Annotated in this window: 21 protein-coding genes; 15 read left to right on the plus strand and 6 right to left on the minus strand. The window is 53.0% G+C overall.

From position 1 onward, the window contains the following. Positions 1-43: 43 nt before the first annotated feature. From pilW to ETA_RS06225, 8 genes are all read left to right on the plus strand, one after another. Entirely contained in the window at positions 44-775 is a 732-nt protein-coding gene (pilW, locus tag ETA_RS06190; protein WP_012440772.1) for a type IV pilus biogenesis/stability protein PilW, read from the plus strand. Beyond that, positions 765-1,787: a cytoskeleton protein RodZ gene (rodZ, locus tag ETA_RS06195; RefSeq protein ID WP_012440773.1), complete on the plus strand. Its 1,023-nt coding sequence runs from the start codon at positions 765-767 to the stop codon at positions 1,785-1,787. Before pilW ends, rodZ begins: the two co-directional genes overlap by 11 nt. Positions 1,788-1,826: 39 nt before the next feature. Next, complete coding sequence (gene ispG, locus ETA_RS06200) at positions 1,827-2,948, plus strand: flavodoxin-dependent (E)-4-hydroxy-3-methylbut-2-enyl-diphosphate synthase (protein WP_012440774.1); 1,122 nt, start codon at positions 1,827-1,829, stop codon at positions 2,946-2,948. Between the two features lie 226 nt (positions 2,949-3,174). Next, entirely contained in the window at positions 3,175-4,452 is a 1,278-nt protein-coding gene (gene hisS / locus ETA_RS06205; protein ID WP_012440775.1) for a histidine--tRNA ligase, read from the plus strand. A gap of 37 nt (positions 4,453-4,489) precedes the next feature. Continuing rightward, a complete protein-coding gene (locus tag ETA_RS06210) occupies positions 4,490-5,110 on the plus strand; it encodes a YfgM family protein (protein WP_012440776.1) in 621 nt (206 codons plus the stop codon). Between the two features lie 145 nt (positions 5,111-5,255). Continuing rightward, positions 5,256-6,437 (plus strand): outer membrane protein assembly factor BamB, encoded by a 1,182-nt coding sequence (gene bamB, locus ETA_RS06215; RefSeq protein WP_012440777.1) that lies wholly within the window; start codon positions 5,256-5,258, stop codon positions 6,435-6,437. Between the two features lie 213 nt (positions 6,438-6,650). Next, a complete protein-coding gene (gene der / locus ETA_RS06220) occupies positions 6,651-8,150 on the plus strand; it encodes a ribosome biogenesis GTPase Der (RefSeq protein WP_012440778.1) in 1,500 nt (499 codons plus the stop codon). Positions 8,151-8,682: 532 nt separating this feature from the next. Further along, a complete protein-coding gene (locus ETA_RS06225; RefSeq protein ID WP_012440779.1) occupies positions 8,683-11,112 on the plus strand; it encodes a glucose/quinate/shikimate family membrane-bound PQQ-dependent dehydrogenase in 2,430 nt (809 codons plus the stop codon). A 209-nt stretch (positions 11,113-11,321) separates the two neighbouring features. Here the strand turns inward: ETA_RS06225 and xseA are convergent, their stop codons facing one another. Then, positions 11,322-12,692, minus strand: coding sequence for an exodeoxyribonuclease VII large subunit (gene xseA / locus ETA_RS06230; RefSeq protein ID WP_012440780.1), 1,371 nt, complete (start codon positions 12,690-12,692; stop codon positions 11,322-11,324). Between the two features lie 170 nt (positions 12,693-12,862). Between xseA and guaB the strand changes: the two genes are divergently transcribed. The 5 genes from guaB to ETA_RS18680 all read left to right on the plus strand — a co-directional run bounded on the left by guaB (position 12,863) and on the right by ETA_RS18680 (position 18,374). After that, positions 12,863-14,329: an IMP dehydrogenase gene (gene guaB, locus ETA_RS06235; RefSeq protein WP_012440781.1), complete on the plus strand. Its 1,467-nt coding sequence runs from the start codon at positions 12,863-12,865 to the stop codon at positions 14,327-14,329. Between the two features lie 81 nt (positions 14,330-14,410). Continuing rightward, on the plus strand, positions 14,411-15,991 hold the full coding sequence (gene guaA / locus ETA_RS06240; RefSeq protein WP_012440782.1) for a glutamine-hydrolyzing GMP synthase: 1,581 nt from the start codon (positions 14,411-14,413) through the stop codon (positions 15,989-15,991). Between the two features lie 365 nt (positions 15,992-16,356). Continuing rightward, a complete protein-coding gene (locus ETA_RS06245; RefSeq protein WP_012440783.1) occupies positions 16,357-17,010 on the plus strand; it encodes a hypothetical protein in 654 nt (217 codons plus the stop codon). 3 nt (positions 17,011-17,013) lie between these two features. Further along, positions 17,014-17,724, plus strand: coding sequence for a hypothetical protein (locus tag ETA_RS06250; protein WP_012440784.1), 711 nt, complete (start codon positions 17,014-17,016; stop codon positions 17,722-17,724). After that, the gene (locus tag ETA_RS18680; RefSeq protein WP_012440785.1) at positions 17,724-18,374 is read left to right on the plus strand and encodes a hypothetical protein; all 651 of its coding nucleotides are present in this window, start codon (positions 17,724-17,726) and stop codon (positions 18,372-18,374) included. The genes ETA_RS06250 and ETA_RS18680 overlap by 1 nt, the downstream gene beginning before the upstream one ends. Before the next feature lie 264 nt (positions 18,375-18,638). Here ETA_RS18680 and ETA_RS06260 read toward each other — a convergent pair whose 3' ends face one another. After that, the gene (locus ETA_RS06260) at positions 18,639-19,670 is read right to left on the minus strand and encodes a methionine synthase (protein ID WP_012440786.1); all 1,032 of its coding nucleotides are present in this window, start codon (positions 19,668-19,670) and stop codon (positions 18,639-18,641) included. Positions 19,671-19,696: 26 nt separating this feature from the next. Continuing rightward, entirely contained in the window at positions 19,697-20,674 is a 978-nt protein-coding gene (locus tag ETA_RS06265) for a DUF1852 domain-containing protein (RefSeq protein ID WP_012440787.1), read from the minus strand. A 545-nt stretch (positions 20,675-21,219) separates the two neighbouring features. On the opposite strand from ETA_RS06265, the gene ETA_RS06270 reads away from it, so the two are divergent. Next, complete coding sequence (locus tag ETA_RS06270; RefSeq protein WP_012440788.1) at positions 21,220-21,759, plus strand: DUF2058 domain-containing protein; 540 nt, start codon at positions 21,220-21,222, stop codon at positions 21,757-21,759. A gap of 108 nt (positions 21,760-21,867) precedes the next feature. Here the strand turns inward: ETA_RS06270 and ETA_RS06275 are convergent, their stop codons facing one another. Continuing rightward, entirely contained in the window at positions 21,868-22,566 is a 699-nt protein-coding gene (locus ETA_RS06275) for an RluA family pseudouridine synthase (protein ID WP_012440789.1), read from the minus strand. Positions 22,567-22,742: 176 nt separating this feature from the next. Between ETA_RS06275 and ETA_RS06280 the strand changes: the two genes are divergently transcribed. Continuing rightward, a complete protein-coding gene (locus ETA_RS06280) occupies positions 22,743-23,225 on the plus strand; it encodes a cold-shock protein (RefSeq protein WP_012440790.1) in 483 nt (160 codons plus the stop codon). Positions 23,226-23,393: 168 nt separating this feature from the next. On the opposite strand, the gene denD is transcribed toward ETA_RS06280, so the two are convergent. Both denD and ETA_RS06290 read right to left on the minus strand, forming a co-directional pair. Next, positions 23,394-24,362 (minus strand): D-erythronate dehydrogenase, encoded by a 969-nt coding sequence (gene denD, locus ETA_RS06285; protein WP_012440791.1) that lies wholly within the window; start codon positions 24,360-24,362, stop codon positions 23,394-23,396. A gap of 17 nt (positions 24,363-24,379) precedes the next feature. Continuing rightward, positions 24,380-25,687 (minus strand): MFS transporter, encoded by a 1,308-nt coding sequence (locus ETA_RS06290; protein WP_012440792.1) that lies wholly within the window; start codon positions 25,685-25,687, stop codon positions 24,380-24,382. Positions 25,688-25,750: the final 63 nt, after the last annotated feature.

The following is a 25,750-nucleotide window of genomic DNA, read 5'->3' on the forward strand; positions in this document are numbered from 1 at the left end:
GGTTGGCGTACGATAAGTTGCCAAAGTCATCGGGGGAACAGGGATGAGATCAGAAATTCTGGCAGGCGTGCTGCTGATATTGCTTGTGGGATGCCAAGCCTCACCGCCGAATATCACACGGGTTGAAACGCGTATTCAACTGGGTCTGGCTTATCTGTCCAAAGGCAATACGGATGCGGCACGCAGAAATTTACGGCGTGCGCTTCGCCAGGCGCCGGATGATTATCGGGTTCAGCTGGCGATGGCGCGTTACCAGCAGCAGATGGGCGATATCAGTATGGCACAGCAGCATTACCATCGAGCCCTGACGCTGGCGCCGCAAAACGTCTATGTGCTTAATAATTACGGTGCGTTTCTCTGCGGATTAGGGCAGTATGATGCGGCACAAACACAGTTCAGCCTGGCCAGAGCGGTTCCCGTAAAAGGCCTTTATGCTGACAGTGTAGAAAATTCAGGCTACTGTTTTTTAAATGCGGGTCAGCAAGATAAAGCGCGTGTAGCGCTAGCGGATGCGGTGCAAACCGACCCAGCTAAGGGACTGCCTATGCTGGCAGAAGCCGAAAGGCGATTGGGAAAGGGAAGACGCTCAGAATCTCGTCTTCTGTTAGATGTTTATCAACACAACTTTCCTGTTTCTGCGGAAAGTTTGTGGTTAGAGATTCGCTTCGCCGCGCAGGCAAAACGGCCTGATGATGTCAAACGTTATGGGGGTCAGCTTGCGCAAATTTTTCCACAATCGATACAGTACCAGCATTTTTTAGCTAATGAATACTGAAGCCACTCAAGAAAAATCTAACGTAAATTCAACAGGCGAGCGGCTGCGTACCGCCCGTGAACAGATGGGACTGACTCAGCAGAATGTTGCTGAGCGCCTCTGCCTGAAACTTTCCACTATTCGAGATATTGAAGAGGATAACTCGCCCGCCTCGCTGGCATCGACATTCCTGCGCGGCTATATCCGTTCCTATGCCCGCCTGGTGCACGTGCCGGAAGAAGAGCTGCTGCCGATGATGGCTAAGCAGGCTCCGGTCAGGGATGCCAAAGTCGAAATGATGCAAAGTTATTCCCTTGGTAAGCAGCGCAAGAAGCGAGACGGCTGGCTGATGATTTTCACCTGGCTGGTGCTGTTTGTGGTGTTGGGATTGACCGGTGCCTGGTGGTGGCAGAATCATAAAGCCGCTCAGGACGATTTAGTCTCGATGGGCGATCAAAATGCCTCGGTTGAAGAGGATGGCCGCCAGTCTATCGCGTTAAGCGACGATAACGCCAACGGCGGCGCGCAAACTGCCATTCCTCTGGACAATAAGCCAGCGACGGCAAACAACGCCCCGTCCTCAGTGACCGCGACCAGCGACAACGGCACGCCGGCAGCCACCGCGCAGAGCAGCCAGGTGACGGCTTCAAACGCTGCGCCAGCGGCGAATGCCGTGAATGACAATACACCACCGGTCGCCGTTGCCCCTTCGCAGGCTGCAACCAATAGCAGCGCCGCTGCACCTCTGCCCACCGGCAGCGCAGCGGTCAGCCGGCCTGCCGCTGATGCTAATGCCATGATGATGACTTTTTCTCGTGATTGCTGGCTGGACGTCACCGATGCAACCGGCAAGAAACTGTTCAGCGGTATACAACGCAGCGGTGGTAAACTAAGTCTGGCGGGAAAAGCACCCTATCATTTAAAGATTGGCGCTCCGGCCGCAGTACAGATCGAATATCAGGGTAAACCTGTCGATCTGGGTCGTTTTATCCGTACTAACCAGGTTGCTCGCCTGACCGTAGGTGCGCCATAACGCATCTTCTCTGGTCGCGAGTGATTGTGGAGAAAGAATATGCATAACGAAGCACCCATTACCCGCCGCAAATCAAAACGCATTTACGTCGGCAAGGTGCCCGTGGGGGACGGTGCGCCTATCGCCGTTCAGTCCATGACCAACACCCGCACTACCGATGTTGCCGCAACGGTCGCTCAGATCAAAGCGCTGGAACGCGTTGGTGTGGACATCGTGCGCGTGTCCGTACCCACCATGGATGCCGCAGAAGCTTTTCGTCTTATCAAGCAGCAGGTTAACGTTCCGCTGGTCGCCGATATCCACTTTGACTACCGTATTGCGCTGAAAGTCGCAGAGTATGGCGTGGACTGCCTGCGAATCAACCCAGGCAATATCGGTAATGAAGAGCGTATCCGCACCGTTGTCGATTGCGCCCGCCATTACAATATCCCAATACGTATTGGGGTGAACGGTGGGTCGCTGGAAAAAGATCTGCAGGAAAAATACGGCGAGCCAACGCCGCAGGCGCTGCTGGAGTCGGCTATGCGCCATGTCGATCATCTCGACCGGCTCAACTTTGATATGTTCAAGGTTAGCGTAAAAGCGTCAGACGTTTTTCTTGCCGTTGAATCATATCGCCTGCTGGCAAAACAGATAGACCAGCCGCTGCACCTGGGGATCACCGAAGCCGGTGGTGCGCGTGCTGGGGCGGTCAAATCAGCGATTGGCCTCGGCCTGCTGTTATCTGAAGGCATTGGCGATACGTTGCGCATTTCGCTGGCGGCCGACCCGGTTGAAGAAGTGAAGGTGGGCTTTGATATCCTTAAATCGCTGCGTATTCGTGCGCGCGGCATTAATTTTATTGCCTGTCCAACCTGTTCACGTCAGGAATTTGATGTGATCGGTACGGTGAACGCGCTTGAAGAGCGGCTGGAAGATATTATCACGCCGATGGATATCTCCATTATCGGCTGTGTGGTCAATGGCCCCGGTGAAGCGACGGTTTCAACCATGGGCGTGACGGGCGGCAGTAAGAAAAGCGGCTTCTACGAAGATGGCGTACGTCTGCGCGAACGCCTGGATAACGACAACATGATAGACCAGCTGGAGGCGCGCATTCGTGCTAAAGCCACCATTCTGGACGCAGCACGCCGGATTGATATCCAGCAGGTTGAAAAATAATTGAATCGCATTGTGCCTGGCTTCTTTTGTAAGCCAGGCGTGATCGGCGCGGGCAGTTTTCGCCGTGACAGCGCAACAGCCGAAGCGTAACCCTGTTACGTAACAGTTATTTATCCATTTTAACAGTGCCAGGCTGTTAATCTGATGAATAGTGAGGCCGGGCGCTTTCCTGGCGCAGAGAGTCGGTAAACCCGCCTGCGCATCACCAGATAAAAGAGAATATTTAGTGGCGAAGAATATCCAGGCCATTCGTGGCATGAACGATTATCTGCCGGCTGACACCGCCGTGTGGCAGCGCGTAGAGCAAATCCTCAAACAGGTACTGAGCAGCTACGGTTTCAGCGAAATCCGCATGCCGATTGTAGAGCAGACCCCGTTATTCAAGCGCGCTATCGGTGAAGTCACCGACGTGGTTGAAAAAGAGATGTATACCTTTGACGATCGTAACGGTGAGAGTTTAACCTTGCGCCCGGAGGGTACCGCAGGCTGCGTGCGTGCGGGTATTGAGCACGGTCTGCTGTACAACCAGGAGCAGCGTCTTTGGTACATTGGCCCGATGTTCCGCTATGAACGTCCGCAAAAAGGCCGCTATCGTCAGTTCCATCAAATTGGTGCCGAAGTCTTTGGTTTACAGGGGCCGGATATTGATGCCGAACTGATTATGATGACCGCCCGCTGGTGGAAAGCGCTGGGTATTGCCGACCATGTAAGCCTGGAGCTGAACTCTATCGGCTCGCTGGAAGCGCGTGCGAACTATCGTAATGCGCTGGTCGCATTTCTTGAACAGCATATTGAGGTGCTGGACGAAGATTGTAAGCGTCGCATGTACTCCAACCCGTTGCGCGTACTGGACAGCAAAAACCCGGATATTCAGGCATTGCTGAACGATGCCCCGGCTCTTGGTGATTATCTGGATGATGAATCTCGCGAGCATTTCGCCGGGTTGTGCCATCAGTTGGATGCGGCAGGCATTGCTTATCGCGTTAATCAGCGTCTGGTACGCGGTCTCGACTATTACAACCGCACCGTATTTGAATGGGTAACCGACAGCCTGGGTGCCCAGGGCACCGTCTGCGCAGGCGGCCGCTACGATGGTCTGGTTGAACAGCTGGGTGGTCGCGCTACGCCGGCGGTCGGTTTTGCTATGGGGCTGGAGCGTCTGGTGCTGCTGGTACAAGCGGTTAATCCAGAATTTGAACCGATGCGCGTTGTCGATGTCTATGTTATCGCTTCAGGTGATGGCGTACAGAGTGCGGCGATGCTGCTGGCCGAACGGTTGCGAGATGCGCTGCCGGAACTGAAGCTGATGACCAATTTTGGCGGCGGTAACTTCAAGAAGCAGTTTGCTCGTGCAGATAAATGGGGCGCGCGTATCGCCCTGGTGCTCGGCGAAGATGAAGTGGCGAATAAACAACTGGTTATCAAAGATTTACGTAACGGCGAGCAGCAAACTCTGGCGCAGAGTGATGCGGCCGCCACATTGGCGGCGCTGTTACAGCTTTAAGCCTGAAGGCGAGCACGATTTAAAGGAGTAGAATTGCGTGGAAGTGTATAGCAACGAAAATGAACAAACCGATGCGCTGAAAAATTTCTTTGCCCAGAACGGCAAGGCGCTGGTCGTCGGTGTGGTATTAGGTGTCGGGGCCTTAATCGGCTGGCGCTTATGGAGCAATCAGCAGGACAGCGGTTCGCGTGAAGTTTCCGCGGCCTATCAGCAGGCGACCACGGGGCTGGATGCCAGCAAACCCGCATCGCTCGCAGCGGCAGCCAAGTTCGCCAGCGAAAACAGCAATACCTACGGTGCGCTGGCCTCACTGGATGTGGCAAAACGTTATATTGATAGCAATCAGCTGGATAAAGCCGCTGAACAGTTACAAAACGGCCTGAAAAACACCCAGGACGCGAACCTGCAGGCCGTGCTGAATGTGCGCCTGGCGCGCATCCAGCTGCAGCAGAAGCAGCCAGATGCAGTACTAAAGACGCTGGATAACGTTAAAGGCGATGGCTGGACGGCTATTGTGGCTGATGTACGCGGTGAAGCGCTGCTCAGCAAAGGTGATACCCAGGGCGCACGCGATGCCTGGAGCAAAGGGATCGCCTCTGATGGAGCATCGTCGCTGAAAGAGATGCTGCAAATGAAAGTGAATAATCTGCCGGGCTAATACGGTGAAATAGTTTGAGTGCGGCATGGTGGCTAAAAGGGCAAAGACCTGGTCGTACGTCGGGTGTTTTCCCCGGATCTGTCGGCTTGAAGTATCATGGATCGGGCTCTAAAAATTTGGCCTGCACAGGCACAAGAGGAATTTCATGGAATTGCGTAAGTTACTTTTGCCGGGACTGATGTCAGTCACCCTGCTTAGCGGATGTTCGTGGTTTAGTGGTGAAGAAGATGTTGTCACCATGTCACCACTACCGACGGTACAGAATCAGTTCGAACCGAAAAAAGTGTGGAGCACCTCCGTCGGAAATGGCGTGGGTGATTTTTACTCTAACCTGCATCCGACCTGGGCAGATAATACCGTTTACGCGGCCGATCGCCACGGTACGGTTAAAGCGCTGAATTCAGGCGATGGCAAGGAACAGTGGAAAGTTGACCTGTCTGAAAAAACAGGCTTTTTCTCAAGCAATATCCCGGCGCTGCTGTCAGGTGGACTGACCGTTGATAACGGCCGCGTTTACCTGGGTAGCGAACGCGCCCAGGTCTTTGCTCTGAACACCAGCGATGGCTCGATTGCCTGGCAGACTAAAGCGGCGGGTGAAGTATTATCCCGTCCGGTAGTCAGCGATGGGCTGGTGCTGGTTCATACCAGCAACGGCATGTTGCAGGGGTTCGATCAGCTAAGCGGCAATGTGAAATGGTCGGTCAATCTTGATGTGCCAGCACTGAGCCTGCGTGGCGAATCTGCACCGGCCAGCGCATTTGGCGCTGCCATTGTCGGTGGTGACAATGGGCGCGTGAGTGCGGTGATGATGAACCAGGGCCAGATTATCTGGCAGCAGCGTATCTCGCAGCCCGGCGGCGCTACTGAAATTGACCGCCTGGCCGACGTAGACACAACTCCGGTCGTGGTGAACGGCGTGGTATACGCGCTGGCCTATAATGGTAACCTGACGGCGCTGGATCTGCGCTCCGGCCAGATCCTGTGGAAGCGTGAGATTGGCTCCGTGCACGATATGATCGTTGACGCAGGCCGTATCTTCCTGGTCGATCAGGACGATCGCGTAATGGCGCTGAATACCGAAGGTGGCATCAGTATCTGGCGTCAGAGCGATCTTTTGCATCGCAACCTGACTTCACCCGTACTGTATAACGGCTATCTGGTGGTGGGTGACAGCGAAGGTTACCTGCACTGGATGAATACCGACGATGGGCGTTTCGTTGCCCAGCAGAAGCTGGACAGCTCTGGCTTCCAGACTGAGCCGGTGGTGGCCAGTGACAAACTACTGATCCAGTCGAAAGACGGCGAGGTTTACGCGATCACGCGTTAATCTGATTTTGCATGACTACCCGTTCGTTTCACCTGCTGGCAGGCTGAACGATCAAGGGTAAACGGCTCCTGATTAGTCAGGGGCCGTTTTGTTTTTCTCCCGGCGTGTTATCCTAAGCGCCATCGGCCTGTGCCCTGCGCCAGATCAACTGGCTACGGGCAGCGAAAAAAACTTCGCAGCCAGGCGCTTATTATTTAGTTATGAGGCTTCAATATGGTACCTGTGGTCGCGCTGGTCGGGCGTCCCAATGTGGGAAAATCCACCCTTTTCAACCGTTTAACGCGCACGCGAGATGCGTTGGTAGCGGATTTCCCCGGACTTACCCGAGACCGCAAATACGGTCGCGCTGAAATAGAAGGGCGTGAGTTTATTTGTATCGATACTGGCGGTATCGACGGTAACGAAGAGGGCGTAGAAACCCGTATGGCGGAACAGTCACTGCTGGCGATTGAAGAAGCCGATGTGGTGCTGTTTATGGTCGATGCCCGCGCCGGGCTGATGCCAGCCGATACGGCTATTGCTAAACATTTGCGTTCTCGTCAGAAGCCTACCTTCCTGGTTGCCAACAAGACCGATGGCCTTGATGCGGATTCGGCGGTAGTGGATTTCTGGTCACTTGGGCTAGGAGAAATTCACCCGATTGCCGCTTCTCACGGGCGCGGCGTAACCAGCCTGCTGGAGCTGGTGCTGCTGCCGTGGATGGACGAAGTTGTGCCGCAACGCGAGCTGACGGAAGAAGAAGAAAACGCAGCCTACTGGGCTGAGCTGGCGGCGAAAGAAGCCAAAGTCAATGGCGAAGCGACGGCGGATGAAGAGGATGACTTCAATCCACTCGATCTGCCGATCAAGCTAGCCATCGTCGGTCGTCCTAACGTCGGCAAGTCAACCCTGACCAACCGTATTCTCGGCGAAGATCGCGTGGTGGTGTTTGATATGCCGGGAACCACGCGTGACAGTATTTATATCCCGATGGAGCGTGACGGTCGCGAGTATATACTGATCGATACCGCCGGGGTGCGTAAGCGCGGAAAAGTCACTGAAACTGTTGAGAAATTCTCGGTAATCAAAACGTTACAGGCGATTGAAGATGCCAACGTGGTGATGCTGGTTATCGACGCTCACGAAGGTATTTCCGATCAGGATCTTTCCCTCTTGGGCTTTATCCTTAACAGCGGGCGCTCACTGGTGATCGTAGTCAACAAGTGGGACGGTCTGTCACAGGAAGTGCGTGATGAAGTAAAAGAAGCGCTGGATTATCGTCTTGGCTTTATCGACTTTGCGCGTATTCACTTTATCTCTGCTCTGCACGGCAGCGGTGTGGGTAATCTGTTTGAGTCGGTGACCGAAGCGTACGACTGTTCAACGCGCCGCGTTAACACCTCGATGCTGACGCGCATTATGCATATGGCCGCTGACGATCACCAGCCGCCTCTGGTACGCAGCCGCCGCGTGAAGTTGAAATATGCTCACGCCGGGGGATATAACCCGCCGATTGTGGTGATCCACGGTAATCAGGTCAAAGACCTGCCGGATTCTTACAAGCGCTATCTGATGAACTATTTCCGTCGTTCGCTGGATATTATGGGTACGCCGATCCGTATTCAGTTCAAAGAGGGTGATAACCCGTACGAAGGCAAACGTAACCTGCTGACGCCAAATCAGCAGCGCAAACGCCAACGTTTAATGAGTCATCTTAAAAAGAACAAACGTTGATACCAAAGGGGGCCTGATGGCCCCCTCTGTTTTCTGCTGATGGCAGCTCCCGCTGGTCAGGTTTTTAGCCTGTTGTCACCTCGTCAGCGCTTCTTCATCGCCCGCCGCGCAGCCTCTTTGCGCCAAAAAATCCAATGCCTCCCGCAACGTCACGGCCTTTTCGTCCCCGGCTGACGGGCCCTGTGCACAAAATGACGCTGTAGAGTTAACCTGAATTTTTTACAAACCATCAAACTCTCTGTACCGCTCGCCTTCACCTTTTTTACGCATCATACCAGTATCGGCGTCTGGCTCTGTGTTGATCAATTTGTGCCAAAGCCAGGCTAAACGTTATCAATGGTGAGCAAGTTGTTAATTTAATGTTTTGGCATTACGAACCTGATGGTACAATTTTTTCGTTTGCTGGTATGGCTGCTTACGCTGCGCGTGGCGGCCTGCTTAAGCAAAAAGGAGGGTGCTACAGCCCCGCGTCAGGTTCAATCAGATAAGGCTTTATGTGAGTCCGCCTTATTATCTCCAGGAGTATTTTTGTATGCCTAAAATGCGCGCCGGATCGTCTAAATGGCTGGGCTTAGGGTGTTTCGTGTTGGGTGTTCTGTTACTGGCAACCGGTCTTTACTTTGTGATCGGCGGTAGCAAGCTGGTATCACTCGGCGGCAGCGGGTATTTCGTCATTGCCGGTATCTTCACCGTGCTATCCGCCGTCCAGTTTTTCCGCCGCCGTTCTTCCGCGGTTGTCATTTATGCCCTGGTGTTTATCGGCTCAGTTATTTGGGCCGTACAGGATGCTGGCCTCGACTTTTGGCCGCTGGTTTCTCGCCTGATGTTCCCCGCTGGCATGCTGCTGCTTGCGCTACTGACCTATCCATCTCTACGTCAGCGCGAAGCGCGTAGCGCTCATGCCAAAGCGGCCTATGGACTGAGCGGCGTTACGCTTCTGGGTCTGCTGGCTACCGCCTACGGGATGTTCCAGCCGCACCCGACCGTGGCTTCTGACGGCCAGGAACTTCCGCTGGTTGCGGTTGATAAGTCTGTCGAGCAGAAAAATTGGGATAACTACGGGAATAACGCTGCCGGAAGCCGCTTTGTGGCGCTGGATCAGATAACCCGTGATAACGTCAAGAATTTGAAGCCGGTATGGACCTATCACACTGGCGATATCCCCGAAAGCCCGACGGGTAACGGCGCTGAGGATCAGCAGACCCCGTTGCAGGTCGGCGATCGGGTGTTCCTCTGCACCCCGCACAATAACGTGATTGCGCTGGACGCAGACAGCGGTAAGCAGATCTGGAAAACAGAAGTCAACGCTCAGTCTCAGGTATGGAACCGCTGCCGTGGGCTAGCCTATTTTGATGCCAATAAACCGCTGCAACAGCCTTCGGTGCCTGACTCTACGCCAGTTATGCCCGTGACGCTGGTCGCGGGGGACAGCTGCCAACGCCGTATTCTGATGAACACTATCGATGCGCGTCTGGTGGCGATCAATGCCGATAATGGCGAGCTGTGCCAGCACTTCGGCAACAAAGGTTTTGTTGATCTGAAAGCCGGTCTGGGCGAAGCCAGCGATCCTAAATATCAGTTGACCTCTGCTCCGACCCTCGCCGGTACGACCGTGGTGGTAGGCGGCCGCGTAGCGGACAACGTGCAGACCGATATGCCGGGCGGCGTGCTGCGTGGTTTTGATGTCGTCAGCGGTGCCTTGCGCTGGGCGTTTGATCCCGGTAACAAGGAGCCTAACGCTTCTCTGAAGGACGGAAAAAACTTTGTTCGCAGCACGCCGAATTCATGGGCGCCGATGTCTTACGATGCGGCCATGAACACCGTCTTTTTGCCGATGGGCAGCTCTTCAGTCGATCTGTGGGGGGCCAACCGTAACGCGCTTGACCACAGGTATGGGGCTTCCATTCTCGCGCTGGATGCCACCAGCGGTAAAGAGAAATGGGTGTATCAGACCGTGCATAACGATTTATGGGATTTCGACATTCCGATGCAGCCAAGCCTGATCGACTTCCCGCAAAAAGATGGCAGCACTAAACCAGCGGTGGTGTTTGGCACCAAAGCCGGACAAATTTACGTGCTGGATCGTCTGACCGGCCGGCCGCTGACCGAAGTGAAGGAAGTGCCGGTTAAGCGCGGCAATATTCCCAACGAACAGTATACGCCAACCCAGCCGAAATCCGTCGGGATGCCGCAGATTGGCGCGCAAACTCTGAAAGAGTCGGATATGTGGGGAGCCACGCCGTTTGACCAGCTAGCCTGCCGTATCGGCTTTAAATCGATGCGCTACGATGGCCTGTATACCGTTCCGGGTACGGACGTCTCTCTCAGCTTCCCAGGATCGCTGGGCGGTATGAACTGGGGCAGCCTGTCGACCGATCCGCATAATCATTACATCTTCGCCAACGATATGCGTCTTGGCCTGTGGGTGCAGATGCTGCCAGCAAAAGCCGATGCAAAAGCCGGCAATGGCGGCGAGTCGGTGAATACCGGGATGGGAGCGGTGCCGCTAAAAGGCACGCCGTATGCGGTAAACAAAAACCGCTTTATGTCTCCGCTGGGTATCCCTTGCCAGAAACCGCCGTTCGGCACGCTTTCCGCAATCGATTTGAAAACGCAGAAAATCGTATGGCAGGTTCCGGTAGGGACAGTGCAGGATACCGGGCCGTTTGGCATTAAAATGCGCATGAAGATGCCGGTCGGCATGCCAACGCTGGGCGGTACGCTCGCCACGCAGGGTGGCCTGGTGTTTATCGCCGGAACTCAGGATTATTATCTGCGCGCTTTCGATACCTCAACCGGTAAAGAGGTGTGGAAAGCCCGTCTTCCGGTTGGAAGCCAGGGCGGGCCGATGAGCTACAAATCACCGAAAACCGGTAGGCAGTACATCCTGATTTCTGCGGGCGGGGCGCGTCAGTCGCCGGATCGCGGTGATTACGTGATCGCCTACGCGCTGGATAAATAGTTAAGGTGACGGTATTAACTCTACCCCTTCAGCAGTGAAGGGGTATTTTTTTGCCTGCTAAACGTCACGTTGGGGGCCAGCTTCACTGCTGTGGAAATGGGAGCACGACAGTGCTCCGGCGTCCGCAGGGGACATCAGGCTCTTTTTTTAACAATAAATGTCAGACAGGTAGTCGCCGCCTCAGCCGAAAATAGTGGGCGGCGCGACAATCAGGTGCTGCGCCTGCGTGTTTTTTTCAGCGGGGTGATGGCGGTGACTTCACTTTCTATCCAGCCATCGTCGAGACGGGTCTTCAGCGTGTCACCCTGATGCAGCTGTCCGGTTTTTTTAACTACCTGACCCTCGGCGGTGCTGGTAACGCTGAAGCCGCGTGCCAGCGTAGCCAGCGGGCTGACGCCCTCCAGCCTGGCGGCAAGCTGACCAAAGTGCTGTTTTCCTGTGCCAAGCCGTTGCTGCATCGCCTGCCGTAGCCTGTATTGCCACTGTTGTAACTGCTGGCTTGCCCGTTCAATACGCATCTCCGGGCGGAAAGCGTTGAGGCGCTGGCCGAGTTGCTCCTGGCGACGCGTGGCCTGGCGCAGATGCTGTTGCAGCGCGTCGTCCAGTCGGCGCTGTACTTTCATTAACGCGGTTTGTTGACGCGCCAGCCTCAGCTGCGGATGCTGCTGCTGTAAACGGTGCTGCAGGCGGGTAAACGTGCTCTGCTGTCGCGCGAGGTAATAATCCATCGCCATTTCCATACGCTGCTGCTGCTGCTGTAGCTGGCGCAGCCGCTCAATCTGATCGCGGCTGACCAGCTCGGCGGCGGCGGAAGGCGTTGGGGCGCGCAGGTCGGCAACAAAATCGGCAATGGTGACGTCGGTTTCATGACCCACCGCGCTGACAATCGGTATACGACTGGCAAAAATCGCCCGCGCCACGCGCTCATCGTTAAAGCTCCACAAATCTTCCAGCGAGCCGCCGCCGCGACCGACGATCAGCACATCGCACTCCTTACGGGCGTTGGCCAGCTCAATGGCGCGTACGATGCCTGTAGGCGCTTCTGCGCCCTGCACAGGAGTGGGGTAGATCACCACGGGCAGAGAAGGGTCACGGCGTTGTAACACGCGTAACACGTCGTGTAACGCAGCGCCGCTGGAGGAGGTGATCACCCCGACCTGACGCGCCGGATCTGGCAATGGCTGTTTATGCGCCTGTTCAAATAGCCCTTCTGCCATAAGGCGCTGCTTCAGCTGGTCAAACTGCTGCTGTAACAGGCCGTCCCCGGCAGGCTGCATGCTTTCGGCGATCAGCTGATAGTCACCGCGCGGTTCATACAGGGTGATGGTGGCGCGCACCAGCACCTGCTGGCCATTTTGCGGGCGGAAGGTGACGCGGCGGTTGCCGTTGCGAAACATCGCGCAGCGAACCTGAGCCGTGTCGTCTTTCAGCGTAAAGTACCAGTGGCCGGAAGAGGGCTGGGAGAAATTAGAGATCTCCGCGCTCAGCCAGACCTGGCCCATTTCCATCTCCAGCAGCTTGCGCACTGTGCTATTAAGACGGCTCACGGTAAAAATATTGGTGCCTGGCGGTTGCGACATGTGATGAAGATCAAACTTTAAATCAGCGGGTTAATCCATTGATACTACATCCCTGGTTCAGGGGATCAAGAGTTTTAAGTAAATAATGCTGGAGGCAATCGATTCCGGCCTGTATAATGCCGCGGCAATATTTTACAAGTTCTCATTCACCCTGAGGTTGAGATATTGCCATGCTAAGAATCGCTAAAGAAGCCCTGACATTCGACGACGTTCTGCTCGTTCCTGCTCACTCCACGGTGCTGCCAAACACCGCCGACCTCAGCACTAAGCTCACTAAAACTATCCGTCTGAACATTCCCATGCTGTCTGCTGCTATGGACACCGTGACCGAAGCGGGTCTGGCCATTGCGCTGGCGCAGGAAGGCGGTCTGGGCTTTATTCACAAAAATATGTCCATTGAGCGCCAGGCGGAAGAAGTTCGCCGGGTGAAGAAGCATGAAAGTGGCGTGGTCACCGATCCGCAGACCGTGCTGCCCACCACCGCACTAAGCGAAGTGAAAGCATTGACCGAACGTAACGGCTTTGCCGGTTACCCGGTGGTCAACGGCGAAAACGAACTGGTCGGTATTATTACCGGACGTGACGTTCGCTTTGTCACCGACCTGAGCCTGCCGGTTTCCGCGGTGATGACACCTAAAGAGCGCCTTGTAACGGTGAAAGAAGGTGAGGCGCGCGAAGTGGTGCTGCATAAAATGCACGAAAAACGCGTGGAAAAAGCGCTGGTGGTGGACGACAGTTTCCATCTGCTGGGCATGATCACCGTCAAAGACTTCCAGAAAGCGGAACGTAAACCTCTCGCCTGTAAAGATGAGCACGGCCGCCTGCGCGTTGGTGCTGCCGTTGGTGCGGGCGCTGGCAATGAAGAGCGCGTCGACGCGCTGGTTGCTGCTGGCGTAGATGTGCTGCTGATCGACTCCTCTCACGGTCATTCTGAAGGCGTTCTGCAACGCATCCGTGAAACCCGTGCTAAATATCCCGATCTGCAAATCGTTGGCGGCAACGTGGCGACCGGCGCTGGCGCGCTGGCGCTGGCGGAAGCAGGAGTCAGTGCGGTCAAAGTCGGTATCGGCCCTGGCTCAATCTGTACTACCCGTATTGTTACCGGCGTGGGCGTACCGCAGATCACCGCCGTTTCTGACGCCGTTGCCGCGCTGGAAGGCACCGGTATCCCGGTTATCGCTGATGGCGGCATCCGCTTCTCTGGCGACATTGCTAAGGCGATCGCCGCCGGTGCTGCGGTGGTGATGGTCGGCTCCATGCTGGCAGGCACAGAAGAGTCACCGGGCGAAATTGAGCTGTACCAGGGGCGTTCATTTAAGTCTTACCGTGGTATGGGCTCCCTGGGCGCGATGTCGAAAGGCTCTTCCGATCGTTATTTCCAGACCGACAATGCGGCGGACAAACTGGTGCCGGAAGGTATCGAAGGTCGCGTGGCGTACAAAGGCCGTCTGAAAGAGATCGTGCATCAGCAGATGGGCGGCCTGCGCTCCTGTATGGGTCTGACCGGCTGTGCTACTATCGACGAGCTGCGCACCAAAGCGGAATTCGTGCGCATCAGCGGTGCCGGTATTTCGGAAAGCCACGTTCACGACGTCACCATTACCAAAGAGTCGCCGAACTACCGTATGGGTTCCTGATAACCCAAGACTGCCCGCCCGGCCTGGCCGGGCGTTTTACCCCATCCCGAATTTTGTATGACATCGCCCTGGAATAGCCCAATGACGACGGAAAATATTCATAAACATCGCATCCTGATCCTCGATTTCGGTTCACAGTACACCCAGCTGGTCGCACGCCGCGTGCGCGAGCTGGGCGTCTACTGCGAGCTGTGGGCGTGGGACGTTACCGAAGAGCAGATCCGTGGGTTCAATCCTAACGGCATCATCCTCTCCGGCGGTCCGGAAAGCACCACCGAGCACGACAGCCCGCGTGCCCCGGACTACGTGTTCAACGCCGGTGTACCGGTGCTGGGCGTGTGCTACGGCATGCAGACGATGGCGCTGCAGCTGGGCGGCAAGGTGGAAGGCTCCAGCGAGCGCGAGTTCGGCTATGCCCAGGTGGAAGTGAAAAACCAGAGCGCGCTGATCCGCGATATCGAAGATGCCATCAGCGCAGACGGCAAGCCGCTGCTGGACGTGTGGATGAGCCACGGTGATAAAGTCACCGCCATCCCGTCTGATTTTGTCACCGTTGCCAGCACCGACACCTGTCCGTTTGCCATTATGGCTAACGAAGAGAAACGTTTCTACGGCGTGCAGTTTCACCCAGAAGTGACGCATACCCGTCAGGGGCTGCGCCTGCTGGAGCGCTTCGTGCGCGATATCTGCCTGTGTGAAGCGCTGTGGACGCCTGCTAAGATCATCGAAGATGCCGTTGAACGTCTGCGCGAGCAGGTGGGTGACGACAAGGTGATCCTGGGCCTGTCCGGCGGCGTTGACTCATCCGTTACCGCAATGCTGCTGCATCGCGCTATTGGCGACCGTCTGACCTGCGTGTTCGTTGATAACGGCCTGCTGCGCCTGAATGAGGCGGAGCAGGTGATGGAGATGTTCGGTGACCACTTCGGCCTGAATATTATCCACGTGGCGGCGGAAAACCGTTTCCTTGACGCGCTGGCCGGCACCGATGAACCGGAAGCCAAGCGCAAGATTATTGGGCGCGTCTTCGTTGAAGTATTCGATGAAGAAGCCACTAAGCTCAATGATGTGAAATGGCTGGCGCAGGGCACTATCTACCCTGACGTGATCGAATCTGCCGCTTCGGCGACCGGTAAGGCACACGTGATTAAATCACACCATAACGTTGGCGGCCTGCCAAAAGAGATGAAGCTGGGTCTGGTTGAACCGCTGAAAGAGCTGTTCAAAGATGAAGTGCGCAAAATTGGTCTTGAGCTGGGCCTGCCGCACGCCATGCTGTTCCGTCACCCGTTCCCTGGACCAGGGCTGGGTGTGCGCGTACTGGGCGAAGTGAAAAAAGAGTACTGTGACCTGCTGCGCCGTGCCGATGCTATCTTTATTGAAGAGCTGCATAAAGCCGACCTGTATAACAAGGTCAGCCAGGCGTTCACCGTGTTCCTGCCGGTGCGTTCCGTAGGCGTGATGGGCGATGGCCGCAAGTACGACTGGGTCGTTTCCCTGCGTGCGGTAGAAACCATCGACTTTATGACCGCGCACTGGGCGCATCTGCCGTATGAGTTCCTCGGCCGCGTTTCAAACCGCATCATCAACGAAATCGACGGTATTTCCCGCGTGGTTTACGATATCTCTGGAAAACCACCGGCGACTATTGAGTGGGAATGATTTAACGTCTGGCTATAGCTGGCACGTTTAAGTAATAAAATACCTCTAAGCCCGCGTAATTGCGGGCTTTTTTGTTTTTGTGTCTGGCATTTTCTGGCAGCGATTAGTAACGGGAAGCACGGTTTTTTTAATGGAATTGTTGATGGTGTTATCATTTGTAACTTAATAAAAAATAGATATTTAAATGGTTTTGTCGCTGCCAGCATTGCTCACGCAGCTTCCCATGCCCTTAGCCCGTCGGTGAAAGAAACTTCGCTTCATGCTTCATGCTACCGCTCGATCGCAAATTTCTCTTGCTTTATTTGCTTGAGTAACACAGCATTGTCCCTAGTCCCGGGACTCGGGACGACGAGGTGGATTGGAGTATGAAAGGTCAAGATGTTTTATTATTATTGAAGCTGGTATCGCTGCAACGTCAGGAAAAGCATCTAAACGGTGCCGAAAATTTAAGGCCGCGGCCTGAGTTATGGCAGGACTGGGACATCACAGAAGAAGAAACGCTGAAGCAGAAAGGGATCATTGAATTTAGTGAGATTGAAGCTTACCGTGAGAGTCTTTATACCGTTCGTAGCTTGGAAAAAGCGACGGGCATAAGTAAAACACAAATAGCAGAGTCTGTTAAAAGATGCACGGATATTGGTCTGGCTAAGAAAGACCGTAAATATGGTGTGCCGAGAACTAATAAGAAATCCCTACTCGAATTTGTCATCTACGGGATAAAGTATGTCTTCCCCGTCAGAATGGGAGAACTAACGCGTGGGATAGCCACCTCTTTTTCTGCTCCTGTGTTAAATGAAAAGCTGTTCAGTTCGGGTGAGTTAATCGCGGTCTGGCCTGATGAAAGAGCAAAAAGCAAAGGATTAAAAGTGATACCTTTATTTCATAGCGTTCCTTATGCTGTTCGGCAGGATGGTGATTTATATGCCATGCTTGCTCTGGTGGATGCTATCAGGCTCGGAAATCAGCGTGAAGCGGGCTTAGCCGCAAATATGCTGGAAAATATGTTTACGGAGAGATGATCCATGGAAGCTAAACAGCAACAGCGTATGCTGGTCGAAGTGGCGGGTGCATTAGGGCCTGATTTGGTGAAGCAGGTCACTTTTGTCGGAGGATGTACTACTGCACTTTTACTGACGGATGAGGTTACTGCAGAGCAAGTCCGGCACACAGATGATGTAGACTTAATTGTTCATGTGATTAGTTATGCAAGTTATCATGCTCTTCAGGAAAAATTAAAGGAGAAGGGATTCAAAATTGTTGCCCCGGATAAAGATGAAGATATCCCCATTTGCGCAATGCAACTGAATGAACTGCGTGTAGATATTATGCCAGATGATGAAGCTATTCTGGGTTTCAGTAACAGATGGTATAAAGAAGCCATGGAAAATGCTTTTGATTATCAACTTAATGAAGACATCATTATAAAGCTTGTTTCTCCGGTCTACTTTATTGCCACCAAACTCGAAGCCTGGCTTGGCAGAGGGCAGGGAGATGCATTAACCAGCCGCGACATTGAGGATATCATTAATTTAATCGACGGGCGTGAAGAATTAATTAGTGAATTAGGCAGTGCACCAGATGCAGTTAAGGCATTTATCTCAGAGCAACTTAGCCAGTTACTGAGCGACACTAATTTTGAATATGCAGTGAGCAGTCAAAGCAACAGTAGTAGCCAGCGTGAGAAAATTATATTTGATCGTATTGAAGAGATAGTCACCAGGACTTCATGCTAATGCATATATCCTGGAAAAGCCAAAAGGGCTCATCCCATAAGAATAATAATGATTATGTGGCCATCAGAGCGAATGGTAACCATTTTACTGCGGTTATTGTTGATTCGTCAGATAAAGGTAAAGCATCCCGTCGTCTGGCTGAACATTGGGCAAAAACACTGTTGACGAGTTACATAAAGCAAGAACATGGATCGGTCTTGACGCTTCTGAAAGACATTCACCGGACGCTGATCCCGGACTATCTTACCGAGAGTGCCAGTTATACTCTGATTGACATTGACTTAAAGGATCGTAGCGGAGAGATCGTTTATGTCGGCGATTGCAGGCTGGGAAAAAGCAATCACTGTAATATTAATTGGGTTAACGAGCCTCATATTATGGTTAACACTTTCCCGGAGTTAGATGAAAGCTATGCTTGTTTCCTCACACGAGTTTTAAAAGCTCGTCGATTTACCCTGCCAGACCAGCTAAATTTTAGTTGGCACCATGGAGAGGTATTGCTGCTTTGTACCGATGGTTACTGGCGACCTCATAGCGATAATCAAGGGTTAAATCATGATGACGCCAGTGCACTCGAAGTCAGACCTGACGCTCCTGACTTCACGCTTACTGTCGATTCAGATTGCGACAATTTTTACTTTATTACCTAAGAAGCGCGCATCGCTAATAGAACTCACAGCTCATATCCGACACGTCATGATCGTGAGACGACTTCAACCCGGCAGCGGACATTGGCGTTCCAGCTCAATCAGCGGAGAAGCAGGTCAGCGACAGGAGGATCGCACGGGGGGAAATCACGATGCTGAGCACGATCATGAATGCTCAGTCCGGTTGAAGATCTGGGATATCTGGCGATTGATCAGATCGCTCAAGCCGGACTGGCTTTCCTTCAATTAAACTCACTTTTGGCGAAGTTAATTCGCCGCGAGTTCTCTTCGCACGATTTCTGCGCCTGCACTTAACGCATGCAGTTTGCCTCTTGCGACGCGACGAGATAAGGGAGTCATGCCACAGTTGGTCGAAGGATAGAGTTTGTCAGCATCGACAAACTGAAGCGCCTTGCGTAGCGTATTGGCAACTTCCTCAGGGGTCTCTATGTTGTTGGTTGCCACGTCAATGGCCCCTACCATCACTTTTTTGCCTCGAATAAGCTCAATAAGATCCATTGGAACGCGAGAGTTTTGACATTCGAGCGAGATGATATCGATATGAGACGTTTGCAGTTTGGGGAAGATTTCTTCATATTGCCGCCATTCTGATCCCAGCGTCTTTTTCCAGTCCGTGTTGGCTTTGATGCCGTATCCATAGCAAATATGCACAGCAGTTTCGCATTTAAGTCCTTCAACTGCCCTTTCTAACGCGGCAATCCCCCAGTCATTCACCTCATCAAAGAAGACGTTAAATGCCGGCTCATCAAATTGGATGATATCGACACCGGCAGCCTCTAATTCTCTGGCTTCCTGATTGAGTATTTTAGCGAATTCCCAGGCGAGCTTTTCGCGACTTTTGTAGTGGCTGTCATAGAGCGTATCTATCATCGTCATCGGGCCTGGCAGCGCCCATTTGATGGGTTGCGTGGTTTGCTGACGTAAGAACTTTGCATCTTCGACAAAAATAGGTTTCTGACGAGCCACAGCGCCGACGACTGTCGGTACACTCGCATCATAACGATTGCGAATTTTAACCGTCTCACGTTTCTCAAAATCCACCCCGTCGAGGTGCTCAATAAACGTGGTAACAAAATGTTGGCGCGTTTGCTCGCCATCGCTGACGATATCAATACCGGCCTGCCGTTGGTCTTCCAGGCACAAACGTAGGGCATCCTGTTTACCCTCAATCAGCTCATCACCCTGCAATTTCCAGGGGGACCACAGCGTCTCGGGCTGTGCAAGCCAGGAGGGTTTAGGCAAACTGCCCGACGTTGAGGTAGGTAACAATATTTTCATAACAGATGACCTTGTATTTTGTTTAATCAGAGAACGTTATTAGCAGACCATTGCTCAAGAATAGTCCTGTATGGTTTGATGAAGTGCTCTTCGGTAAACTTACCCTGCTCAATAGCTAACTGGCTACGTTCTTCTCGATCATAAACAATTTGAGTTAATGCATAATCCGGGTTGACCAGGTTTGGCTGGTATTCTTTTCCTGCTACAGAATTGGCATTGTAGATCTCAGGTCGATAAATTCTCTGAAACGTCTCCATCGTGCTGATGGTGCTAATAAGCTCAAGATCCGTGTAATCGCCCGTTAAATCACCGGAAAAATAGAAAGCCAAAGGCGCAACACCGTTTGCTGGCATGAAGTAACGGGCCCGTAGTCCCATTTTTTGGAAATAATGATCGGTCATGGACGGTTTATTTTGCTGGTATTCGAAGCCCAATACTGGATGCTGGTACTCAGTTCGATGATAGGTATTTTTATTAGAGACGCTCAGGCATATTACAGGCGATTTATGGAAATTATTTTTGTATTCATTTGAGTTAACGAAGCATTTAAACAGGTTTCCATGCAAATCACCGAAGTTTTCTGGGGTGCTGAACTCGGATTTCCCCTTGTTGTGCTCTAGAAGCAATACGCTGAAGTCATAATCTCGCACGTAAGAGGAAAAGTTATTGCCAACAATACCTTCAAAGACTTCGTTGGTTTTTCGATCGATAATATTCGTTTTTAATATTTCAATCACCGGGAAGGTATTGCCTTTGCCTTCAACGTCCATTTCAACGGAAACGATCTCAAGTTTGACAGAGTAACGATCGCCATTGGGGTTATCCCAATGTGCCAGGGTGTTAAAACGATGATCAATCATCGCTAAGGTGTTGCGCAAATTCTCCTGGCGCATGTTACCTCTGGCTAGATTAGCAAAGTTGGTCGTGATACGCGTATTCTCGGATGGGTTATAATTTTCATCGAAGGAAATGCTTTTAATCGTAAATGTAAATTCTTTATTCATCGCGATGCGGTATCCTGATTTCCGATATAAAACCTGAAATTAATTCTTGTTTTACAGCAATTTCAAATTTTCTTGTCTGATTTTAGTATTTATTGGCCTTCAGGCCTTCATGTTGTCTGGTACTGATTGTACTGCATACTTTATGCCAGACTCATCGATTGAGTAAAAGTGATTTAATTTCATCAAAACATGAGCCACCTTCATGATTTGGCGCTTGTGCAGCATTGTTGCAAAAGCCCCCGTCCCTCATGGCCCACGACTGAGATGACCAGCCTCCTTTGACTGACATTCAGAACGGTCAGTTATGCCCCCGTTTTCACTTAACTTAACAGGCTTATCAGTCCGTTTCACGCCCTTAGCCGTAAAAATCGGTCCAAAAGCCAAAACCAAGGCCTGACATGGTATCCCGCTCCGATAGCACATCGGCCGACCTGCGGTGGCATCCTTAAACTCAAACCAAACGGCGCCTGGGTACGGCACCCTGGCACAGCCTCTAAAATTACGGGTATAATCCGACAAATTTCTCAACGGGTTTAGAAACGAACATGACAAAACTCACCTTACAAGAGCAGATGCTCAAAGCTGGGCTAGTGAGCAGCAAAAAAATGGCTAAAGTCCAAAGGACGGCTAAAAAATCACGCGTTCAGGCTCGTGAGGCAAGAGAGGCCGTGGAAGAAAATAAAAAAGCCCAGCTTGAGCGCGATCAGCAGCTAAACGAACAGCAAAAGCAGGCCGCCTTATCCAAAGAGTATAAGGCTCAGGTGAAGCAGCTTATTGAAATGAATCGGGTTGTGATTGCAAAAGGCGTCATCGATTTTAACTTCACAGATAATAACCTGATTAAAAAAATAGCTGTTGATAAGACCACGCAAGCTCAGCTGGTGAGCGGGCGTCTCGCCATTGCTCGCCTGGTTAACGGTCATAGCGCAGAGAGTGAATATGCGATTATCCCAGCGATCGTCGCGGATAAAATCGCGCAGCGTGATGCGAGCAGCATCGTATTGAATAGCGCACTCAGTCAGGATGAGGAAAATGAAGAAGATCCGTATGCCGACTTTAAAATTCCTGATGATTTGATGTGGTAAAGATTTTTTTGCGGGTTTACCTTAAAATAGTTTTATTAAACAATCAATTGTGATTTTTTTATGATGCCGCGCGGCTTCGCTGCGGCATCATGACAGGGGATTGCGTGTTCAGAACGGGCAGGGGTGATGTGCTTTGATCTCTTCTCCGCCGATCGGATGCACAAAATGCAGTTCACTGGCGTGCAGCATCAGCCGTGGCGTCCGTTCCGTGCCCGGCAGCAGACGGCCGCCATACAAATCGCAGCCCAAAATGGGGTGGCCCAACTGCTGGCAGTGAATGCGTAGCTGATGCGTGCGGCCAGTTTCCGGGGTTAGCTGTACCCGCGTCAACGGTAGTCGTGTGCCGTCCTGCAACGCGTGGTAAAAGCGTGCGGTGACCTGGTAGCGCGATCGTGCGGGCTTGCCGTGGATTGCGCAAATCGACATCAGCGGGAACAGCGCCGGATCTTTGGCAATCGCCGCATCGATAACCCCTCCGTCATTGTCCAGGTGCCCGCAGAGCAGCGCACTGTACATTTTGGCGACCTTGCGCTGGCTGAACTGCTGACACAGGGCGGCATTAATAGCCTTATTACGGGCGATCAACATCAGTCCGGAAGTGCCAAAATCAAGGCGGTGGACCAGGGTACAGCCGGGGAATATCCGTACCAACCGATGATGCACGGAATCGATATTTTGCGGGTTTTTCCCCGAAAGGCTGAGCAGCCCGGCGGGTTTATTAATCAGCGCCAGGTGTTCGTCCTGATAGAGGATCTCTATCTCTTCAACACAGGGCGGGGCTATAAAGGTATCGGTGATCGTAGACATCAGGCTGCCAGGGTGGGGAGCGGCAGCGGATGATAACGAATTTACGGCCAGCTGGCGAATCTGGCCGTTCAGCAAATTATCGTCCAGACTTAAACCAAAGACGTAGTCTGCGCAGGCATTGTGTTTTACACTGCGCGCTGCGAAATTTGAGTAGATAAACGATTAGGCAGGCAGTAATGGCGATGAACGGAACGATCACAACCTGGTTTAAAGATAAGGGTTTTGGATTTATAAAAGATGAAAACGGTGACAACCGCTATTTTCATGTGATTAAGGTTGCCAACCCCGAGCTGATTAAAAAAGATGCGGCGGTGACCTTTGAGCCCACTACGAATAGCAAGGGGCTGTCAGCTTATGCGGTGAAGGTCGCGCCGGAAAGCAAATACATCTGTATTGCGGGTGAGCGCCTTAAGCTTGCTTCGATCCGGTCTTACCTGGTTTATAGCGAAGAAGTGCCTGCCGAAACCCGTATCGATAAAGAAAATACCGTGCTTTCTGTGGGGGTACTGATGAATAGTATCAGGCCAAAATCAGCCGTTGAACCCGGCGAAACACGCTCGCTGAAGAAACTGGCGATCACCACCTTCCAGGACACGACGTTAATTTTCTCTGAAGATGAAATAGACGTAGATGCCACGGTGAAAATGCTGAAGGTCTGAAATCGTTCTGACTGAACCGTGCCGAATTACTGCGCTCGTAAAGCCGGATTCGGCACCACCTGATTGCGCGAGCGACAGATAGCGTTCTATCCCTGGCCCGTGATTTTTCTTTTGTGTATCCTCCTAATCGCGAAGAAGCGGAGGTGCGGGTAACCCCTATCCATCCGTTCAGGCGAGTTCCGCCAGATATTCATTTATGATTTCATCAAATGAGGCATTGGCCTGAAAACCCAGCCTGTGCGCATAATCAGCATGAAAATTACCCGGCCACGAATTGACAATATCCTCAATTGCCCGATCCGGCTGGAAGCTGACGCGCGATGCGGTTTCATCACCGCACAGGCGCTGAAGCGATGCTAACATCTCCGCCACCGTCACCGACAGGCCGCACAGGTTAATCACTCGCCCCTGATCAAGCCGTTTGACATCCAGTTCATGGCCATGGATCAGTGCCTGTACTGCCCTGGCCGGTGACATCAGCCACAATCGCATCAGAGGGTTGACCGGGCAGTTGGCCGCTGCACCATTAAGCGGTTCGCGGATAATAGCGCTGGCGAAACTGGATGCGGCCGCATTGGGTTTGCCCGGACGCACCACAATGGTTGGCATCCGCAGACTGCGTCCGTCGATAAAGCCCCTGCGGCTATAATCTGCCAGCAGCAGGTCATTCACCGCTTTCTGCGTCCCGTAGGAACTCTGCGGCATCCACACTCTGCTGTCCTCAACCTTGAGCGGCAGGCTGCCCCCAAACACCGCCACCGAACTGGTCGTCACCAGCCTGACGCGCTGTGGCAGATGGCGCAGGCGATCCATCATCCGACGTGCTGCATCGATGTTGATCCTCATGCCCAGTTCGAAATCCTGCTCCGCCTGAGCGGACACGATCGCCGCCAGGTGAAACACGCTGTCCGTACGGGCGTCGATCGACGATTCCAGTTCAGAAGTTTGACTGATATCCGCACTAATTGAACGCAGTCGCGGGTCGACGATCCCTTCCAGCGTTGCGATATCAATAGCGGTAATGCGTTCTATCGCCTCTAATTGCCCCCGTTGGTTCGTCAGGAAACCTTTAGTCAGCAGGGCCTGGACCAGCTTTTTTCCCAGCAGCCCGGCAGCGCCGGTGATAACGATATGCATCAGGTTCCTCCGTACAGTTAGCGGTTAACGATGCGGCCGGGGATAAAAAATATCGCCCCAGCGCCGACCAACAGCGTGCAGGAAATGATCAGCATGCCGCTCAGCGTGGAGTGGGTCAGATCGGTGAGTACCCCCATCAGGTACGGGGCGACAAACCCGGCAAGGTTGCCGAAAGAATTAATCAGCGCAATACCGACTGCCGCCATGGTGCCCCCGAGGAAAGCCGTTGGCAGGCTCCAGAACAGCGGCAGAGTGCTCAGGCTACCCGCTGCACCGAGCGTCAGGCCAAACATTGCCACCCATAGGTTGTCGCTGTACAGGGCAGAGGTCACCATGCCCACGGCCCCGACTGTGGCGATAATCGCTAAATGCCAGCGGCGCTCGCGGTGCCTGTCCGCGCTTCTGGCCGCCACCAGCATGGTGATAATGGCCGCCGTGTAGGGAATGGCTGTCAGCAAGCCAACGGTAAACACATCCTGGGTTCCGGCGTTCTGTACCAGGGTGGGTAGCCAGAAGCTGACGGTGTAGAAACCGGCAATCAGGCAAAAATAGATAAAGGTGAGCAGCCACAGTCTGCCGTTACACAGCACGCTGTTCAGCGTTGCCTGTGCGGTCGCCGTGTCCTGCACCGCATCTTCCTGTAGGCGAGCGTTCAGCAACGACTTTTCTTCAGGATCCAGCCAGCCGGCATGCTCAATGCGTTCCGGGAGTAGCCAGAAGAGCAGCAAGCCAATAAGCAATGAAGGTGTGCCCTGAAGGATAAACAGCCACTGCCAGCCTGCCATTCCTAAATGCTGGTGGGAACTGGTCATAATCCAGCCGGAAATCGGGCCGCCGAGCAACCCGGATAGCGGCACGGCGGCGGCAAACAGGGCAAATATTTTTCCGCGCCGATAAGAAGGGAACCACATCGAAAGATAGAGGATCACGCCAGGATAGAAAGCGGACTCGGTCAGACCAAGCAGAAAGCGAACCGTATAAAACTGGCCTGGCGTGGTGACCAGCGCGGTAAGTGGGGCGATCGCTGCCCAGGATATCAGCAGCGCGGCCAGCATACGACGCGCCCCAATGCGTTGCAGAAGAATGTTACCTGGGATCTGGAAAAAGAAAAAACCGATAAAGAAGATGCCGGCACCCAGCCCGTAAACGGTTTCAGAAAAGGCGAGATCGCCGGACATGTGCAATTTGGCAATGCTGACGTTGATGCGGTCGAGATAGGCGAAAATATAACTGATGGTCAGAATTGGTAAGATGCGCCAGACGGTACGCCTCCATGCCTTCTCTTCCCGTTTACCCGTTGGGTGAACTGCGCTTGATGAACTCATACAGCATCCTTTGCGGGTGAGGGAGATATCCTTTTTTTAGATGATAGCTAACCTGACTTTTCT

This window comes from Erwinia tasmaniensis Et1/99, from assembly GCF_000026185.1.
In the GTDB taxonomy this organism is placed as follows: Bacteria; Pseudomonadota; Gammaproteobacteria; order Enterobacterales; family Enterobacteriaceae; genus Erwinia; species Erwinia tasmaniensis.

What these genes read in the sequence shown, in the direction of transcription:
- guaA (WP_012440782.1), top strand. Translation starts at nt 14,411, where the DNA reads ATGACGACGGAAAATATTCATAAACATCGCATCCTGATCCTCGATTTC.
- xseA (WP_012440780.1), bottom strand. Translation starts at nt 12,692, where the DNA reads ATGTCGCAACCGCCAGGCACCAATATTTTTACCGTGAGCCGTCTTAAT.
- ETA_RS06275 (WP_012440789.1), bottom strand. Translation starts at nt 22,566, where the DNA reads ATGTCTACGATCACCGATACCTTTATAGCCCCGCCCTGTGTTGAAGAG.
- ETA_RS06245 (WP_012440783.1), top strand. Translation starts at nt 16,357, where the DNA reads ATGAAAGGTCAAGATGTTTTATTATTATTGAAGCTGGTATCGCTGCAA.
- ETA_RS06225 (WP_012440779.1), top strand. Translation starts at nt 8,683, where the DNA reads ATGCCTAAAATGCGCGCCGGATCGTCTAAATGGCTGGGCTTAGGGTGT.
- ETA_RS06280 (WP_012440790.1), top strand. Translation starts at nt 22,743, where the DNA reads ATGGCGATGAACGGAACGATCACAACCTGGTTTAAAGATAAGGGTTTT.
- denD (WP_012440791.1), bottom strand. Translation starts at nt 24,362, where the DNA reads ATGCATATCGTTATCACCGGCGCTGCCGGGCTGCTGGGAAAAAAGCTG.
- ispG (WP_012440774.1), top strand. Translation starts at nt 1,827, where the DNA reads ATGCATAACGAAGCACCCATTACCCGCCGCAAATCAAAACGCATTTAC.
- ETA_RS06250 (WP_012440784.1), top strand. Translation starts at nt 17,014, where the DNA reads ATGGAAGCTAAACAGCAACAGCGTATGCTGGTCGAAGTGGCGGGTGCA.
- bamB (WP_012440777.1), top strand. Translation starts at nt 5,256, where the DNA reads ATGGAATTGCGTAAGTTACTTTTGCCGGGACTGATGTCAGTCACCCTG.
- ETA_RS18680 (WP_012440785.1), top strand. Translation starts at nt 17,724, where the DNA reads ATGCATATATCCTGGAAAAGCCAAAAGGGCTCATCCCATAAGAATAAT.
- rodZ (WP_012440773.1), top strand. Translation starts at nt 765, where the DNA reads ATGAATACTGAAGCCACTCAAGAAAAATCTAACGTAAATTCAACAGGC.
- ETA_RS06270 (WP_012440788.1), top strand. Translation starts at nt 21,220, where the DNA reads ATGACAAAACTCACCTTACAAGAGCAGATGCTCAAAGCTGGGCTAGTG.
- ETA_RS06260 (WP_012440786.1), bottom strand. Translation starts at nt 19,670, where the DNA reads ATGAAAATATTGTTACCTACCTCAACGTCGGGCAGTTTGCCTAAACCC.
- der (WP_012440778.1), top strand. Translation starts at nt 6,651, where the DNA reads ATGGTACCTGTGGTCGCGCTGGTCGGGCGTCCCAATGTGGGAAAATCC.
- ETA_RS06265 (WP_012440787.1), bottom strand. Translation starts at nt 20,674, where the DNA reads ATGAATAAAGAATTTACATTTACGATTAAAAGCATTTCCTTCGATGAA.
- guaB (WP_012440781.1), top strand. Translation starts at nt 12,863, where the DNA reads ATGCTAAGAATCGCTAAAGAAGCCCTGACATTCGACGACGTTCTGCTC.
- pilW (WP_012440772.1), top strand. Translation starts at nt 44, where the DNA reads ATGAGATCAGAAATTCTGGCAGGCGTGCTGCTGATATTGCTTGTGGGA.
- ETA_RS06290 (WP_012440792.1), bottom strand. Translation starts at nt 25,687, where the DNA reads ATGAGTTCATCAAGCGCAGTTCACCCAACGGGTAAACGGGAAGAGAAG.